The 15,955-nt window shown below is 70.1% G+C and carries 13 protein-coding genes and 1 pseudogene; 5 read left to right on the top strand and 9 right to left on the bottom strand.

The features are described from left to right. Both JX283_RS05415 and JX283_RS05420 read right to left on the bottom strand, forming a co-directional pair. Positions 1-622 (bottom strand): hypothetical protein (locus JX283_RS05415; RefSeq protein WP_204829673.1); only part of this gene is annotated, 622 nt, incomplete at its 3' end. After that, complete coding sequence (locus JX283_RS05420; RefSeq protein WP_204407188.1) at positions 619-924, bottom strand: YerC/YecD family TrpR-related protein; 306 nt, start codon at positions 922-924, stop codon at positions 619-621. The genes JX283_RS05420 and JX283_RS05415, both read right to left, overlap by 4 nt. A gap of 86 nt (positions 925-1,010) precedes the next feature. Between JX283_RS05420 and JX283_RS05425 the strand changes: the two genes are divergently transcribed. Further along, positions 1,011-1,373 carry a phage holin family protein gene (locus tag JX283_RS05425; protein ID WP_135978763.1) on the top strand — a complete coding sequence of 121 codons (363 nt, stop codon included), beginning with the start codon at positions 1,011-1,013 and terminating at the stop codon, positions 1,371-1,373. Between the two features lie 895 nt (positions 1,374-2,268). Here JX283_RS05425 and gatB read toward each other — a convergent pair. The 3 genes and pseudogenes from gatB to JX283_RS05440 all read right to left on the bottom strand — a co-directional run. Beyond that, positions 2,269-3,798, bottom strand: a pseudogene (gatB, locus tag JX283_RS05430) (Asp-tRNA(Asn)/Glu-tRNA(Gln) amidotransferase subunit GatB); the annotation flags it as partial. Beyond that, a complete protein-coding gene (locus JX283_RS05435; protein ID WP_204829674.1) occupies positions 3,795-5,288 on the bottom strand; it encodes an amidase family protein in 1,494 nt (497 codons plus the stop codon). The pseudogene gatB and the gene JX283_RS05435, both read right to left, overlap by 4 nt. Next, positions 5,288-5,599, bottom strand: coding sequence for an aspartyl/glutamyl-tRNA amidotransferase subunit C (locus tag JX283_RS05440; protein ID WP_135978761.1), 312 nt, complete (start codon positions 5,597-5,599; stop codon positions 5,288-5,290). Before JX283_RS05440 ends, JX283_RS05435 begins: the two co-directional genes overlap by 1 nt. Positions 5,600-5,948: 349 nt before the next feature. Between JX283_RS05440 and eno the strand changes: the two genes are divergently transcribed. Then, positions 5,949-7,238, top strand: coding sequence for a phosphopyruvate hydratase (gene eno / locus JX283_RS05445; RefSeq protein WP_204829675.1), 1,290 nt, complete (start codon positions 5,949-5,951; stop codon positions 7,236-7,238). 231 nt (positions 7,239-7,469) lie between these two features. Here eno and JX283_RS05450 read toward each other — a convergent pair whose 3' ends face one another. From JX283_RS05450 to JX283_RS05465, 4 genes are all read right to left on the bottom strand, one after another. After that, positions 7,470-8,024: a MarR family winged helix-turn-helix transcriptional regulator gene (locus JX283_RS05450; protein WP_204407027.1), complete on the bottom strand. Its 555-nt coding sequence runs from the start codon at positions 8,022-8,024 to the stop codon at positions 7,470-7,472. Positions 8,025-8,409: 385 nt separating this feature from the next. Beyond that, on the bottom strand, positions 8,410-9,654 hold the full coding sequence (locus tag JX283_RS05455; protein ID WP_204829676.1) for an MFS transporter: 1,245 nt from the start codon (positions 9,652-9,654) through the stop codon (positions 8,410-8,412). 246 nt (positions 9,655-9,900) lie between these two features. Continuing rightward, on the bottom strand, positions 9,901-10,812 hold the full coding sequence (locus JX283_RS05460; protein WP_204829677.1) for a bile acid:sodium symporter family protein: 912 nt from the start codon (positions 10,810-10,812) through the stop codon (positions 9,901-9,903). Between the two features lie 194 nt (positions 10,813-11,006). After that, positions 11,007-12,242 (bottom strand): MFS transporter, encoded by a 1,236-nt coding sequence (locus tag JX283_RS05465; protein WP_204829678.1) that lies wholly within the window; start codon positions 12,240-12,242, stop codon positions 11,007-11,009. A 257-nt stretch (positions 12,243-12,499) separates the two neighbouring features. Between JX283_RS05465 and sufC the strand changes: the two genes are divergently transcribed. From sufC to JX283_RS05480, 3 genes are all read left to right on the top strand, one after another. Then, a complete protein-coding gene (gene sufC / locus JX283_RS05470; protein ID WP_204829679.1) occupies positions 12,500-13,261 on the top strand; it encodes a Fe-S cluster assembly ATPase SufC in 762 nt (253 codons plus the stop codon). A 3-nt stretch (positions 13,262-13,264) separates the two neighbouring features. Continuing rightward, complete coding sequence (sufB, locus tag JX283_RS05475; protein WP_204829680.1) at positions 13,265-14,689, top strand: Fe-S cluster assembly protein SufB; 1,425 nt, start codon at positions 13,265-13,267, stop codon at positions 14,687-14,689. Next, positions 14,689-15,825, top strand: a complete 1,137-nt coding sequence (locus JX283_RS05480) for a SufD family Fe-S cluster assembly protein (protein WP_204829681.1) — start codon at positions 14,689-14,691, stop codon at positions 15,823-15,825. Before sufB ends, JX283_RS05480 begins: the two co-directional genes overlap by 1 nt. Positions 15,826-15,955 lie beyond the last annotated feature (130 nt).

A 15,955-nucleotide genomic window follows, 5' to 3' on the forward strand; every position in this document is an offset into this window, starting at 1 on the left:
CTGCCGGCCCCGCCGCGGGACGGCCGGCAGGGACAGGTGGCGCAGGCGGGACGAGGGGCGGGAGCAGCGCGGCGAGGGCGCGGCGGAGCTCCCCGGTGGCCGGCAGGGAGCGGGTGCCCCTCTCGGCGGCGACATCGAGCAGGGCGTCCCGCACGCGACGGAGCGCCTGGGCGCAGGCGGGGTCGTCGGCAGCGGGCCCCTCCCCCATCATGCGGACCGCACGGGCGGGGCGCCCCTGCTCGAGGGCCGCGAGGGCGCGGCAGAGGTCGGGGCGCCGGGAGAAGCGGGCGGAGGACGCGAGCGACCGGAGGACGTCGCCGGGGCCGAGGGTGCGGTCGCCCCTCCAGGAGCGGTCGAGGCGCCAGGCCTCCGCGGGGCCGGGGCCGAGGGGCTCCCTCATCCAGAACGAGGTCACGGCGCCGAGGCGCGTCCAGGACCGGTCCGCCGCGGCCGAGAGGCGCAGGGCCTCGTCGACGGGCATCCCGGCGAGGGACTCGCGGTGCAGGGGCCACTCGCGGGCGCGGCGGGAAAGATCGAGGGCCGTGACGACGAAGCCTGCGACGAGCCACGCAAGCTCGGCGGCCCGAGGCGTCAGGCCGCCGTCGTGCGGGGCCGTGCTCAACGGGCGCCGTCCATGCGGTCGAGCACGAGGCGGTAGCCGCCGAAGCCGCCGTTGAGGAACTTGGAGACCCGGCTCACGGTGGTCGAGGAGGCGCCGGTGGCCTTCTGCACGCTGGCGTAGGGGTCTCCCGCGTCGAGCATGCGCGCCACCTCGAGGCGCTGGGCGAGGTCGTCGATCTCGCGGACGGTGCAGAGGTCCACCATGAGGGCCTTGGCCTCATCAACGGTAGAGACGGACACGAGGGCGGCCGCCAGGGCGTCCACATCGGGTCTGCTCATCTGCTCCTCGCGCCGTCGGTCCATGGGGTCTCCTGGGAACATACCTTCANATCTGACACGTCACCCTCCCATGGTACGGTACGCCGGGGAGCGCAGGACANGAGCAACTCATGGGTTTTATCGGCCGTTGGCTCGTCACCTTCATCGCCACCATCGTCACCGTGAACATCGTCCCAGGCATCTTCGCCGTAGGCGGCCAGTGGGTGGGCCCGCTCGCCTGCGCCCTGGTGCTGTCGCTGGTGAACGTCTCCATCAAACCGGTGCTGCAGGTCATCGGGTTGCCCATCACCGTGCTCACGCTGGGCATCTTCTACATCGTGATCAACGCGGTGCTGCTCGAGTTCTCCAGCTGGCTCGCCCGCGCGGTGCTCGGGGTGGGCATCTACATCGACAGCTTCGGCTCGGCCCTGATCGGCGCCATCGTGATCTCGCTCGTCTCGATGATCCTGTCGTCGGTGATGGGAACCGACTAGCCGGCCCCCGTCCCATCAGTCGGGCACTTTTGTCCCAACGGCCGGGCACCGCTATCACTTGACAGCGGTGCCCGGCCCATCTGTCACTTATGATATTTCTCAATTTATATATTCCGGGCATGCCGGAGCGGGCTTTGGCATGGGTCTTNACGCACATCGAGCCGAGAGACCCATGCCACAGGGGCCTTCGGCATGGCCGGTCCCGATGTGAGAAAGAGAAGGCGCCCCGACCCTCCCGAGGGGTCGGGGCGCCCGACGGCCCGATTGTCCTGCGCCGTTACTTGCGGCGCTTTCGGGCCGACGGCTTGGCCGCGGACCTGCGGCCGGGCGGGGNCTTCGCGGGCTTGGCCTCGGGATCGGCGGGCTTGGCCTCCGCCGTGGCCGCAGGGGCCTTGTCGGCGGCGGGCGCCGGGGCCTTGGCGGCCTTAGGCGCGACCGCCTTCTTGGCCGGAGCCGTCGCGGCCTTGGTCTTGGGGGCCGCCGGGGCCTTGGCGGCGGCCTTCGGCTTGGAGGCGGCCGCGACCTTCTCGACCTTGGCCGCGGCAGGCTTGGTCTTGGACGGGGCGGCCTCGGCGGACGAGGACGGCTCAGGCGCCGCGGCCGCCTTGGTCGCAGCCGTCGTCTTCTTGGCGGCGGTCTTCTTAGCCCCGGTCGTCTTGGCAGTCGGCTTGGCTGCAGCCCCGGTCGTCTTGACCCTGGCGGCTGCCTTGGCGGGAGACGCCTTCTCAGTAGCCGGCTCGGCCTTCTTGGCCGCGGCCTTCTTGGACGCCGCCTTTGCCGCCTTCCTCGCCGCAGNCTCGGCCCGCTTCGCCGCNGGCTTGGCCGGCTTCGTAGCAGCCTTCTCCGCCGCCCCCTTATCCGCAGCGGCCGGCTCGGCCTCCGCCGCGGGTACTTTGGACATGGCCTCCACCAGCAGCTCGTTGAAGCGCTTGGGGTTGCCGGAGCCCTTGGCGCGCTTCATGCACTGGCCCACGAGAAAGCCCACCACGCGCTGGTTGCCGTCCCTGAACTGCGCCACCTGGTCGGGGCAGTCGGCTACCANGGCCNCCACGANAGGCANCAGCGCACCGTCGTCGGTGACCTGGCGCATGCCCTTGGCGTCCACGNCGGCGTCGGGCGTCCGGTCGGTGCCGGCCATGAGCTCCACGACCTCGCGGCCCTGTCTGGCGGTGATGGCGTCCTCGGCGAGCAGCGCGGCGAGGCCGGCCACCTGGGCCGGAGAGACGTCGGATGCCGAGAAGCCCAGACCGGCGGCGTTGAGGTGGCCGGCAACGTCGTTCACCAACAGGTTCGCGATGCCCTGGGCCAGCTTGGGCGCGCCCTCCACGGCGGCGTCGAAGAACGCGGCGGCATCGGGGTNNGCCNCCAGCTGGGCGGCGTCNGCGCGCTTCAGGCCGAGGTCGGCCACATAGCGGTCGCGGCGGGCGTCGGGCAGNTCGGGGAGCTCGCGGCGGCACCCCTCGACGAACTCGTCGGANAGNTCGAAAGGCGNNANGNCGNGGTCANAGAACAGCCGGTANNNGTCGGCCGTCTCCTTCACGCGCATGACCACGGTGCGCTTCTTGGAGGGCTCCCAGTGGCGGGTCTCCTGGAAGACCTCTCCGCCGCCCTCGAGCACCTCGGCCTGGCGCCGGATCTCGTACTCGAGCCCGTCGTGCAGACTCTTGAAGGAGTTGATGTTCTTGAGCTCGGTCTTGGTGCCCAGCCCNTTGGAGCCGCGGCGCCGGAGGCTCACGTTGCCGTCGCAGCGCATGGAGCCGCTCTCCATGGAGCAGTCGGAGATGCCCAGCGCGAGGAACGTGCGGCGGAGCTTCTCCATGAAGNGGCGGGCCTCCNCGGGGGTGCGGNGGTCGGGCTCGGTCACGAGCTCGATGAGCGGGGTGCCGCAGCGGTTGTAGTCGACGAGCGACTCCGTGGCGCTGGCGATGCGGCCCTCCTCGCCGCCCACGTGCACCATCTTGGCCGCGTCCTCCTCCATGTGGATGCGCAGGATACGCACCGGCGCGACGTAGCCGTCGTCCAGCGCCTCCAGGCCGGCGCGGTCCTCGCGCTCCTTGGCGCCGGGGCCCTGTACCTCGAGGTCGAGGTGGCCGTGCATGCAGAACGCCACGGGCCCCTGGGTGGTCTGGAAGTTCTTGGCCATGTCGGGATAGAAGTAGTGCTTGCGGTAGAACATCGAGTGCTTCTCGATGGTGCAGTTGGTGGCGAGGCCCGCCTTGACGATGGAGCGGATGGCCTCCTCGTTGGGCACCGGCAGCGCGCCGGGCATGCCCAGGCACACCGGGCACACGTTGGTGTTGGGCTCGTCGTCATGGCTGAGCCTGCAGCCGCAGAACATCTTGGTCTCGAGGGTGGTGAGCTCGGTATGGACCTCGAGGCCGATGACGGCCTCCCAGTCCTTGAGCACCTCGTTCAGCGTCTTCATGCCAGGGAGCCTCCCCTTCCAGCGAAGCCGGGTGCCACGGCGCCGGCACCCACGGCCCTCTCGAGGGCACGGGCGAACGTGAGCAGCGTGCGGTCGCGGAACGCCGGGGTCTGCAGCTGCACCGACACGGGCATCCCCGAGTCGTGGCCGAGGCCCATGGGCACCGAGACCGAGCCGTTGCCGGCGATGTTGCTCGAGATGGTGAACGTGTCGGACAGGTACATCTGCGTGGCGTCGCCCATCTCGCCGGAGAACCACGCCGCGCGCGGGGCCACCGGCATGAGCAGGCAGTCAACCCTGGATAAGGCGTCGGCGTAGTCGCGGCCGATGAGGGTGCGCGCCGAGANGGCGCCCATGTAGTAGCGGTCGTACACGCCCGAGGAGAGCAGGTAGGCGCCCAGGNGCTGGCGGCGCTTGGCCTCGGTGCCGAACCCGTGGGCGCGCGACAGCGACGTCTGGCGGGCCAGCGTGCCGCAGCCCTGCTCCATGTAGCCGTAGCGCACGCCGTCGAAGCGGGCCAGGTTGGAGAAGGCCTCGCAGGGGCCGATGACGTAGTAGGCGTTGATGGCGGCGTCGATGTGGGGCAGCTCGACGTCCACGATGGTGGCGCCGGCGTCCTCGAGGGCGCGGCAGGCGGCCCCGCAGGCCTCCTTGACCTCGTGCGAGAGGCCCTCGGCCTCGAGGAGCGAGCCCACGACGCCCACCGTGCGGCCCTCGACGGGGTCGTCGAGGTGTTCCAGGAAGTCCACGGGAACGTCCTGGCTCGTGGAGTCGAGCGGGTCCCTGCCGGGGCCCACGAGCGCGTTCATGGCGCGGGCGACGTCCTCGACGCAGCGGCCGAACGGGCCCACCTGGTCGAGGGACGAGCCGAACGCCACGACGCCGTAGCGGCTGACCGCCCCGTAGGTGGGCTTCATTCCCACGNCGCCNNAGAACGACNCCGGCTGGCGGATGGATCCGCCCNTGTCGGAGCCCAGGGCCAGCGTGACCTCGCCGGCGGCCNCCGCGGCGGCCGAGCCGCCCGAGGAGCCGCCGGGCACGCGGCGGGTGTCCCAGGGGTTGCGGGTCTTCTGGAAGTGGCTCGTCTCGGTGGAGGAGCCGANGGCGAACTCGTCCATGTTGGTCTTGCCGATGGGCAGAGCGCCGGCGTCGACCATGCGGCGCACGCAGGTGGCGGTGTAGGGCGAGTCGAACCNCTCGAGCATGCGGCTCGCGCACGTGGTGTGGGAGCCCTCGAGGTTCATGTTGTCCTTNAAGGCCACGGGCACGCCGGCCAGGGGGCCGAGCACCTCGCCGGCCGCGCGGGCGCGGTCGAGGTCGTGGGCGCGGTCGAGAGCCATGTCGTAGGTGATCTCGAGGAACGCGTCCACGTCGCGGTCGCGCTGGGTCACGGCGTCGAGGGCCGCGTGGCAGACCTCGGTGGCAGAGAAGTCGCCCGCCGCCACGCCGGCGGCGATCTGGGAGCTTGTGAGCTGGTCGATGTTGGCCATCACTGGTCGCCCCCCTCCGCCTCGCCGGGCATGATCGAGGGCACGCGGAAGCAGCGGCCCTTGACGGCGACGGCGTTGTAGAGCGCGTCCTCCAGCTCCAGGCCGGCCTTGACCTCGTCGGGGCGCATGACGTTGGCCAGGTCGCCGATGGGGTGGTAGGTGGGGTCCGCCTCCTGGGCGAACCCGACGACCGGCGCGAGCATTGCCACCGCGTCGTTCATGTAGGCGGTCATGGCCTCAAGCTCGTCGCCCTCCAAGGCGATGCGGGCATAGTCGGCGATGCCGCGGACGTCCTCTTGGCTCAATGCCATGGCTGCGTCCCCTCTTCGTCGAAAAAAGCTGCGGGCCGCCGCGCGGCCCCTCTGCCCCTCGCATTCTANTGCAGGCCCGGCGCCGCGCCCCACGGTCCGGCCCCGCCGTTACACGGCGTCCACGTTGGCCCGGCCCCGTGCGGAGAAGTTGTCCCTTGTCAGCTGGACATCCCCCAGCTAGCTGCGTTTTTCGCCTCTGTCCCCTCATTTTTCTTATGAACTTCTGACGGGGTTTGCCAAAGTGCGGGGACGCCGGGCGCGAGGGCGGCCCGCGCAAGCCTAAAGTCAGTGAAAGAAAACCGCACCCGGGCAGTTCCGGNTCGGGCGCTCACGAAAGGAGCTCCAAACAATGGCAGAGATTATCGATGTCTACGGCCGTGAGGTTCTCGATTCGCGCGGCAACCCCACCGTCGAGGTCGAGGTGACCCTCGAGGACGGCTCCCAGGGTCGCGCCATCGTTCCCTCCGGCGCCTCTACCGGCCAGTTCGAGGCCGTCGAGCTGCGTGACGGCGACAAGGNCCGCTACATGGGCAAGGGCGTCCTCGAGGCTGTGAACCACGTCAACGACGAGTGCGCCGACGTGCTCGTGGGCATGGACGCCTGCGACCAGCGCGCCGTGGACGCCGCCCTCCTGGCCGCCGACGGCACCGACAACAAGGGCAAGCTGGGCGCCAACGCCATCCTCGGCTGCTCCCTGGCCGTGGCCCGCGCCGCCGCCGAGTCTGTGGGCCTCCCGCTCTACAACTACCTGGGCGGCGTGAACGCCCACGTGCTNCCCACCNCGANGATGAACATCCTCAACGGCGNCGTGCACGCGGACAACAACGTGGACTTCCAGGAGTTCATGATCGTGCCCGTGGGCGCCCCCACCTTCTCCGAGTGCCTCCGTTGGTCCACGCAGGTCTACCACACCCTGAAGAACGTCCTCAAGGACTCAGGCCACAGCACCGGCGTGGGCGACGANGGCGGCTTCGCCCCCGACCCCAAGAACAACAAGGAGCCGCTGCAGTTCATCGTCGAGGCCATCACCAAGGCCGGCTTCACCCCCGGCGAGGACTTCATGATCGCCATGGACCCCGCCACCTCCGAGCTCTACGACCCCGAGACCAAGACCTACAACCTCAAGGGCGAGGGCCGCACCCTCACCTCCGACGAGATGGTCGACTACTGGGCCGAGCTCGTGGAGGAGTTCCCGATCGTCTCCATCGAGGACGGCCTCGACGAGGAGGACTGGGACGGCTGGAAGAAGCTCACCGACCGCATCGGCGACAAGGTGCAGCTCGTGGGTGACGACCTGTTCGTGACCAACGTCAAGCGCCTCCAGAAGGGCATCGACAACGGCGCCGCCAACGCCCTGCTCGTGAAGGTGAACCAGATCGGCTCCCTCACCGAGGCCATGGACGCCATCGAGCTCGCCCAGCGCAACAAGTACGCCTGCATCGNCTCCCACCGCTCCGGCGAGACCGAGGACACCACCATCGCCGACCTCGTGGTGGCCACCAACGCCGGCCAGATCAAGACCGGCGCCCCCGCCCGCACCGACCGCGTGGCCAAGTACAACCAGCTCCTCCGCATCGAGGACGAGCTCGGCGACTCCGCCCAGTACGCCGGCCGCAACGGCTTCAACGTCCTGCGCTAACCCGCTCCGGGGCCGCATGGCCGACCCCATGGACGCGAAGGGCCCCGCATCTCCGGATGTGGGGCCCTTTTTCCTAGGGCGGTTGGGGGCCGGGGGCGGGGGGCCGGGGACGGCCACCGGTCGTTTGGTGGTTTTCCCTCGTCCGAAGATCGAAAAACCACCAAACGGCGACCCGTTTGGTGGTTTTCATCATGTTTGGCACCAAAAAGTACCAAACGGCTTTGTGGGGGCTTACGCGGTCCCTCGCTCGGGGTCGGTGCGCGCCTCCTTGACCGAGGCGATCACCTTGTCGAGAAGGGCGCCCAGCTGCTCGCGCTCCTCATCGGTGAGGCAGTCGAACATGGAGGAGGGGTCGCGCTCGGCCATGGCCTGGGCGAGCTCGCGGCCGGCGTCGGTGATGCGCACCTCCACCTGGCGGCCGTCGGCCTGCGACTGGCTGCGCCCCACGAGCCCGCGGGCCTCGAGGCGCCCGAGGGACTCGTTGAGCGAGGAGGGTCGGACGTCGAGCAGCTCGACGAGGTCGCGGGTGGTGAGACCGTCCCGGTCGGCCAGGGCGGCGAGGATGCGGCCCTGACCCCGCATGGGGCTCATGGGGCCGGACGGCCCACGGCCGTGGCAGCGGCCATGGGGGCCGTGATGGCCGCCCTCGGGAGCGGGACCCTCCGGCCCCCTGTGGCAGCAGTGGCGGGGACCCTCGGGACCGTGGTGGCCGTGGCGGCCGCGGCCACCCATGGCCATGCGGCCCACCTTGGCAAAGCGGTGCATGAGCTCTTTGTTGTCGTACATGGAACCTCCTGGTTGCGGTGGGGGTGCCCGCATTTACAACAGGCACCTGTTATTCATGGCGACAAATCTAACAGGTACCGGTCAAACCCGTCGAGAGGATTCAAACGGTACCTGTCATTCTTCACGGTCCCACCACATGGGGCGTGCGGCCTGCACATGGGACGTGGGGCCGCGGCACGGGCGCGGGCACGGCGGGACCGCTCCCGGCACCTGAACGCGGTTAGGGGCGACCCCCGTGGCGAAATATCCGGCAAACCCGCCCTCAACCGCATTNAGGGAGGGATANTCCGCCCTCAACTGCGTTCAGGTGCCGCGGGAACCGCCCTCGGACGCGTTCAGNTGGTGAGGGAGGGGTCGGCTNCCGCTTTCGGGCTCGATCGCGGCATCACCGGCCCGGCGCCACGCGCCTCGCCACCGCCACGAAGGCCAGACCCGCCACCAGCGCCACGACCCCGGCTGTCACGAGCACCGGCTGCACGCCGAAGGCCTGGGCCAGAAACGGCGCCGCGAGCAGGGGCAGCACGCCGGAGCTGCGCTGGCCCATCTGGAGCACCCCCATGACGCGGCCCACGGCGCCTTCGGGGGCGTCGCGCTGCACCACGAGGTTGAGCAGGGGCTCGAAAAGCCCCCAGCCGAAACCAAGGACCGCCATGCCGCAGGCGGCCACCAGGGGGCTNGTCGTGGCCACGTAGAGCACTGTGCCCGCACCTACCACGGNGACCAGCCCCGCAGCGAGGCCCACGGTCTGGCGCTGCTCGGGCACCCGCAGCAGTGCCAGGGAGCCGGCCGTGGCACCCAATCCCATGACGGCGTTGAGCCAGCCGGTCCACTCGACGCCCACCTGGAGGACGTCCCGGTAGTAGACGGTCTCCAAGGAGTCGAAGGCCCCGAAGGCAAAGAAGGCCAGGAACGCCATGGGCACGAGGCACGCCAGGGCCGGAGTGGAGAAGGCCAGACGGAAGCCCTGGAAGACGTAGGAGACACCGCGGTCGCGGGAGACCTCGTCGGACGCGCCGTCGCACACGCTGTGGCGCCCTGCGCCGTCGGCCCCCGCCGGCAGGGCAAGGGCGAAGGGCACACCCAAAAGGCCGCCGATGCCGAGCACGGCAAAGCAGCCGGGCGCCGACCACGCCAGGGCCACCATGCCCCCGAGCGCAGGGCCCACTATGTAAGCGGCGTTCTCGGCCGTGGCCATGAGGGAGTTGGCCCGGGCCAGGGAGGCGTCGGACACCACGAAGGGAGGCAGCGACGTGAACACCGTGACGATGGCGCCGAAGACCGCGGAGTAANGGCCGCAGACNGCGGTGAGGGCCGTCAGGGAGAGCGGCACGACAAAGAACACGACGGCGGTGAGCGTGTAGCCGACGAGCCCCGCCACCAGCACCCGTCGCGGGCCCAGGGCATCCACCGCCAGGCCACCCACGGCGTTGCCCGCCNCGATAGCGAGGTTCACCACAAGCATGAGGAGGGAGACCTCGAACACCGTGGCGCCGAGNTCGTAGACGGCCGTGCCGAGCACACCCACGGTGAAGCAGCTGGTATTGGCGAGCGTGGCCACAAGCCGGCAGNCGACGAGCAGGGCGATGGCGCGATCGTCGGCGCGCCTGGGCGAGGTTGTGTCACGACCCATGGGGCCTCCGCTCTGCCCGGGGGGGGGACTGCTGCAAGAGTCCCCATGATAGCCAGCCGCAGCACGGGCGCAACCGGTCTCCCGGTGCGCGGCCGCAGGACCAGGCGGCCCTCGGTGAGTGCCGCTGTACCTCTCAGTGAGCGGATAGGGCGCGCACGAAGGCTCCGTGAGCGGGTTTTCGCTCACTCAAGGGCCTGCCCGCACCCACCGAAGGAGGTCACTCACTCAAGGGCACCCTGGCACCGCTCACCCCTCGGACGCGTCCACCAGCCTCCCCAGCGCCTTGCCCATGAGGCCGGCCAGCACCTGCTGGAACAGCGTGCCCATCATGACGGCGAAGACCGCCGGGCCCGGGAAGAACTGCGCGGCGATCACGGCGCCGGCGCTGATGTTTCTGATGCCGCAGCAGAAGCAGGCCGTGACGGTGTCGGCGGCGTCACGGCCCAGGGCCCGGGCCAGAAGGCAGCCCAGGGCAAAGCCGCCGGTGGCAAAGGCCAGGACGAACCCGGCCACGCAGAACGTCTCGACGGTGACCGTGGCGAGGTACGGCGCCATGCCGGTGCTGTTAGCGGCGATGATGACCACGAGGAGCGCCCGTGCGGCAGGTCCCAGCGCCGGCGAGAGCACCCGCTCGCCCCAGCCGCGGGTGGCGTCGTTCACCACCATACCCAGCACGGCAGGGANGGCGATNATCGTGAGCATGCGGCCCATCATGGCCGCCACGTCCAGCTCCACCGTGGCGCTGAGCAGGGCCTCGAGNGAGAGCGGGATGGTGAAGGGCGCCGCCACGGTGGTGAGCAGGATGAGCGCGAGGGCCAGGCTGCGGTTGCCGCCGTACATGCCCACACACATGTAGCTCACCACGCCCACGGGCACGCAGTACTCCAGCACGATGCCGCAGACCACCTGAGGGTCGTCGGCAAAGAGCAGCCGGGCAAGCAGGCAGGCCACCGAGGGCATGAGCACGAGGGAGACCGCCGGCACCAGCAGGAGCAGCAGCGGGCGCCTGAATACTTCGGCCACCTCGCGAAACCGGTTGTTGAGGGCGCCTTGGAACGTCATGACGGCGAAAAGCGCTGGCACCACCGCCTCGACGGGAGAGACCCAGCGCGCAAAGGTCACGCCCACAACCACGCAGATAGGGGCNATAAGGGCCATATGGCCGCCGATGAACCTACCCGTTGCCGCGTACCAGCCTGCGCGCGCCTGCCCCACCGGANTCCCCTGTCGCNGACGTCCCTTTTGTNACCGGCCNTTATACCTCTTTAGGGGAGCCGGCAACAACCGGGATTATCGGCCGCTGAGGAAACACCGGCATCGCCCCAAAGAGACGGCATCCGTTTTTTATTGATTTATTTCCCCGGCCGGGCGNCGCGGCCCAGCACGCGAGGAACCACCAGGTAGAAACCGGCGCCCACGGACCCGGCCACGACGGCGGCGCAGACGAGCACCGGCTGCACGCCGAAGGCCTCGGCCAGAAAAGGTGCGAAGAAGAGCGGCACCACGCCGGCCAGCTGCAGGCCCAGCTGCATGACCGAGACCACGCGGCCGCACACGTCGAGCGGGCTCATCTCCTGCACAAGCATGTCGCGCGTGGGGCCGAGCATGCCGAAGCCCAGGCCGCACAGGANCTGACCCACGGCCGCCACCTGCCAGAGCCCGGTGCCCACGTAGACCACGCTGCCCACACCCACGAGGCAGAGCATGAGGGCGCACACGCGCACGGTGAGCCGCTCGCGGGACAGCNGCATCATGGCCACCGAGCCGCACACGCAGCCCAACCCCACAGCAGCCGTGAGCCAGCCCAGGAACTCCACCGGGACCGCCAGGACGTCGCGGTAGAAGATGGACTCCAGCGAGTCGAACGCGCCAAACGAGAAGTAGCCGAAGAACCCCAGCAGGAACAGCAGCGCCAGGGTGCGGCTCGTGAACGTGGCGCGGAACCCCTCCAGCAGATAGCGCCCGCGGCCGCCCTCGGCGGGCCCCTCCCCGGCAGGGGCGGCGTCCGGCCGACGGCGCTCAGGGTTGGCCCCCGTGACCGCCACGGCGGCAGCGAAGAAGAGCGCGGCCAGCGGGAAGACCGCCTTGACGGACCACACNGAGCACACGGCGGCGCCCAGCACGGGACCCGCCACGATGGCGCCGTAGGTGGCCACGGACATCAGGCCGTTGCAGCGCTTGAGGCCCTCCTCCCCCACCAGGTACGGCGGGTAGGTGGCGAACCCCGTATTGGTGAAGCCGATGAACAGCGACCAGCACGCGAGGAACGCCACGAGCAGGNCCATGGAGTCGTCNACGAGCGCGTAGGCCGCGAAGATGCAGGCCGTGAGCCCGAGGGATCCCATGAGGCAGCGGCGCGGTCCCACGCGGTCCACCACGGGGCCGGCCAAGGCGGTGCCCACGACGATGAAGAGGTTGCCCACGAGCATCATGCCCGAGANGGCGACGGCGTCGGCCCCCATGGCGTAGGTGGCGGTGCCGAAGACACCGATGAAGTAGCTGACCTCCACCCCCATGCGGGCAAGGAGGCGGGAGACGAAGAGCCTCGCCTCGGCGGACGGGGCGGCAGGGAACGGGCTGTGGGCCATGGGGACTCCAAGGAGGAAGGGGGCTGCAGGGCCGGGAGCGCATCAGGCACCGCGGACGGGTCCGGGTCACCTAATGCTCGATAAGCCTCCTGGCAGCCACTTCGCCTCAACTCCTCGGAAAACAAGGGATACGGTCCCGCCATCCTACCATGGGTGAGCGGATGTGTGGGGCACGCGTACGGAAGACGGGGCTTATATTCCCACTCTCAAAGGGGTATTTTGTTCGGGTACCGCACACCCCGAGGCAAGGACCAAGCATGCCTACCCCCCTTCTGAGCGTCAGGGACCTCTCGGCCTCCGCCGACGACAAGCCCATCCTCCACGGCGTTGACCTCGACGTGGACCCCGGCACGTGCCACGTGCTCATGGGCCCCAACGGCGCCGGAAAGTCCACCCTCGGCCACGTGATCATGGGCGACCCCGCCTACACCGTGACCGGCGGCTCCATCGGCTTCGACGGCGAGGATGTCACCGGCCTCCCGGTGGACAAGCGCTCCCTCGCCGGCATCTTCCTCTCGTTCCAGGCGCCCGTGGAGATCCCCGGCGTTCCGCTGTACAGCTTCCTGCGCACCATCTGCCAGAAGNGCCCCGAGCTCAAGATGACCGCACGCCAGTTCCGCCGCCGCGTCACCGAGCTCGCCGAGCAGCTCGACATGGACACCGCCTACCTCACCCGNGAGCTGGGCGTGGGCTTCTCCGGCGGCGAGAAGAAGAAGGTCGAGATGCTCCAGCTCCTGCTGCTGCAGCCCAGGCTGGCCATCCTCGACGAGACCGACNCCGGCCTCGACGTCGACGCCCTCGGCGTGGTCTCCCGCGGCATCCAGGCCTACCGCGAGCAGTGCGGCGGCTCTCTCATCGTCATCACCCACAACACCCGCATCCTCGAGCGCCTCGACGTCGACGAGACCCACGTCATGGTGGACGGCTCCATCGTCGCCACCGGCGACGCCGCCCTCATCGCACACATCGACGCCAACGGCTTCGAGGAGTACGAGGTCGCCGCGGCAAAGGAGGCCTAGCCCATGGCCGAGACCCAAGAGCGCGCCCGCACCGAGGTGGCCGACGTCGACCGCAGCCTCTACGACTTCGTGAAGAGCGAGGAGGGNTNCGAGCGCTTCGCCGACGGCCTGTCGCCCGAGATCGTGGAGGACATCAGCCNCCGCAAGGTCGAGCCCCGGTGGATGCTCGACCTGCGCCTGCGCTCCCTCCAGATCTACGAGCGCGCCCCCATGCCCGCCAACTGGGGCCCCTCCATCGAGGGCCTCGACATGGCCAACATCTCCACCTACGTCACCGCCGGCTCCANGCAGGCCGNCTCCTGGGACGAGGTCCCCGAGGACATCAAAGACACCTTCGAGGGCCTGGGCATCCCGGAGGCGGAGCGCACGAGCCTGGCCGGCGTGGGCGCCCAGTACGACTCCGAGCTCGTCTACCACAACATGCGCGAGGAGGTCGNCGAGCAGGGCGTGGTCTACTCCGGCATCGAGGAGGCGCTCCACGGCCCCTACGANGAGATGATCCGCGAGCACTTCATGAGGCTCGTCCCGCCGACGGACCACAAGTTCGNCGCGNTCCACGGCGCCGTCTGGAGCGGCGGATCGTTCGTCTACGTGCCCGCAGGCGTGTCGCTGGACTTCCCGCTCCAGAGCTACTTCCGTCTCAACGCCGCAGGGGCCGGGCAGTTCGAGCACACGCTCATCATCGTGGAGCCCGGCGCCNACCTGCACTTCATCGAGGGCTGCTCGGCCCCCAAGTACAACGTGGCCAACCTCCACGCCGGCTGCGTGGAGCTCTTCGTGGGCAAGGACGCGCACCTGCGCTACTCCACGATCGAGAACTGGTCCAAGAACATGTACAACCTCAACACCAAGCGCTGCCGCGTGGAGGAGGGCGGGTCCATCGAGTGGGTCTCCGGCTCCTTCGGCAGCCACGTGAGCTACCTCTACCCGTCGAGCCTCCTCATGGGCAAGGGCGCCACCTGCGACTTCACCGGCATCACCTTCGCCGGCGCCGGCCAGGACCTCGACACAGGCTGCAAGGTGCACATGGCCGCGCCCGACTGCCGCGCCACGGTGTCCACCAAGTCCATCTCCAAGGGCGGCGGCGTCTCCACGTTCCGCAGCTCCGTGGTGGTCACCCCCAAGGCCGAGAACGCCCGCTGCACGGTATCGTGCCAGTCGCTCATGCTCGACGACCGGTCGGTCTCCGACACCGTCCCGGCCATGGACGTGCGCTGCGCCACGGCCCAGGTGGGCCACGAGGCCACCATCGGCCGCATCTCCGACGACACGGTGCTCTACCTCATGAGCCGCGGCATCGGCGAGGAGGAGGCGCGCGGCATGGTGGTCAACGGCTTTGCCGAGCCCGTCTCGAAGGAGCTCCCGCTGGAGTACGCCGTCGAGATGAACAACCTCATCAAACTCGAGATGGAAGGGGCGATCGGCTGATGGCGGACGAGAAGACCGTTCAGGGCACCGTCACCCTGTCCCACGTGGACCCCGCACCGGCCCAGACCTGGAACTGGCTCGCCGTCAACGAGACCTCCCTCGAGGTGCCCGTGGCAGACGCCGTGGCCGCCCGCCTCGCCGACGGGACGGCCCTGGGGGACCTCATGGACACCGAGGTGCCCGACGACGCCCGCGGCATCGTCATGGGCGCCGGCACCCAGGCCACCGCGTGGGTGGACGCCGGCGCCACCGGGCGCACCGTCGTACGTGTGCCGGACGGCACCGACGGCGGCANCGTGACCGTGCCGTGCCTCTCCCCCGACGGCACCCTGGCCCAGACCACGATGGTCGTGGGGGCCGACGCCTCCGCCGNGGTGCGCGTGCTCGCCCTGGGCGACGAGACCGGCGCCGCCACCACCGGCAGCGCCCTGCGCCTCGTGCTCGATCCGGGCGCCCGCTGCTCCGTGGCCCTGCTCGTGGCCCAGGGGGCCGGCCAGCGCCACATCGACAGCCTGGGCGCCGTCCTCGGCGACGGCGCCGGGCTCGCGATCGACCANTACGTCCTGGGCAGCGAGAGCTCGGCCACCGGCGTGGCCGTGGACCTCGCGGGCGACGGTGCCTCCGTGGAGGCGGCGCTCCNCNACATCGGNCGCGCCGGCCAGGTGGTGGACGCCTCCTACGAGGTGAGCTGCCGCGGCCGCAGGACCCGCGCCGACATCGCCTGCACCGGCGTGCTCACGGGCGACGCCCGGAAGGCACTCCGGGCCACCATCGACCTCGTGCGCGGCTGCAAGGGCGCCGAGGGCTCCGAGAGCGAGACCGTCGTGCTCGCCGGCGACTCCGTGGTCAACAAGACCCTGCCGGTGATCCTGTGCTCCGAGGACGACGTGGTGGGAAACCACGGCGCCACCATCGGCTCGCTCTCCCCCGAGCAGCTCTTCTACCTGGGATGCCGCGGCATCACCGAGACCGACGCCGCCGACCTCATGGTCTCGGCCCTCGTGGACGACGCCGCCGCCACCCTCGGCGGGGAGGCTGCCGAGGCCGTGTGCGCCTGGGCGTCGTGGAACCTGGGGCCCGAGGCGGCCGAGAACGCGCGTACGGCGGCCGACCTCGCCGCCGGTGAGGAGGAGTGACCATGGCCAAGCAAGACACCGCGACCACCGTCGTCCCCGGCTCCCCTGCGGCCGCCGGGGAGGCCTTCCCCTCGGCCTGCGACGCCGCCGGCGCCCCCGCGGCCGACATCGAGGCCGGCCCGCCCCTCAC

Origin of the sequence: Olsenella sp. CU969 (assembly GCF_905219715.1) — a bacterium.
GTDB classification, from domain to species: domain Bacteria; phylum Actinomycetota; class Coriobacteriia; order Coriobacteriales; family Atopobiaceae; genus Granulimonas; species Granulimonas faecalis.

What these genes read in the sequence shown, in the direction of transcription:
- JX283_RS05420 (WP_204407188.1), bottom strand. Translation starts at nt 924, where the DNA reads ATGGACCGACGGCGCGAGGAGCAGATGAGCAGACCCGATGTGGACGCC.
- JX283_RS05425 (WP_135978763.1), top strand. Translation starts at nt 1,011, where the DNA reads ATGGGTTTTATCGGCCGTTGGCTCGTCACCTTCATCGCCACCATCGTC.
- JX283_RS05440 (WP_135978761.1), bottom strand. Translation starts at nt 5,599, where the DNA reads ATGGCATTGAGCCAAGAGGACGTCCGCGGCATCGCCGACTATGCCCGC.
- JX283_RS05450 (WP_204407027.1), bottom strand. Translation starts at nt 8,024, where the DNA reads ATGTACGACAACAAAGAGCTCATGCACCGCTTTGCCAAGGTGGGCCGC.